This window comes from Clostridium sp. CTA-1 (assembly GCF_054768215.1).
In genome coordinates, this window is sequence record NZ_BAAAAP010000063.1 from 1 (window position 1) to 754 (window position 754).

Below are 754 nucleotides of genomic sequence, written 5' to 3' on the forward strand. Positions count from 1 at the left end.
TAATGTTAGGAGATCAATATATAACAAATGGAAAGCTAGCATCAGGGAAAACATATACAATAAAAGGCTATGCAAGCAGTCCAAATGGAGTATTATATGAATTTTGGGTTAAAGATGTATCAACAGGAGTTTGGACAAAAATAAGGGAYTATAAAGAAGACAGATGTGCAAATTGGACACCAAGTAAAAATGGACAATATGTAATAGCAGTAAATGTAAAGGATAAATATAGTAACACAAGTATGGATGGAAGAGTAGAGAAAACATTCACGGTAGAGACACAATCAGGGAAAGCTACAATACAAACCTACGATATAATGTTAGGAGATCAATATATAACAAATGGAAAGCTAACATCAGGAAAAACATATGCAATAAAGGGTTATGCAAGCAGCCCAAATGGAGTATTATATGAATTTTGGGTTAAAGATGTATCAACAGGGGTTTGGACAAAGATAAGRGACTATAARGAAGACAGATATGCAAATTGGACACCAAATAAAAGCGGACAATATATAATAGCAGTAAATGTAAAGGATAAATATAGTAATGCAAGTGTAGATGGAAAAGTAGAGAAAAATTTTAATGTTGATTATAATTCCGGAAAAGCAACTATACAAACATATGATATTATGCTAGATAATCAATATGTAACYTCATATCAATTACAAATAGGAAAAACATATACGATAAAAGGATATGCAAGTAGTACTAATAGAGTTTTATACGAATTTTGGGTTAAAGATTTAAATAC

The 754-nt window shown here is 30.5% G+C and carries 1 protein-coding gene; it reads left to right on the top strand.

Going from position 1 to position 754, the window contains the following annotated elements:
• Nucleotides 1–754: triple tyrosine motif-containing protein (locus tag ACYUEW_RS18990; RefSeq protein WP_460277711.1), on the top strand; the 754-nt coding region annotated here is incomplete at both ends.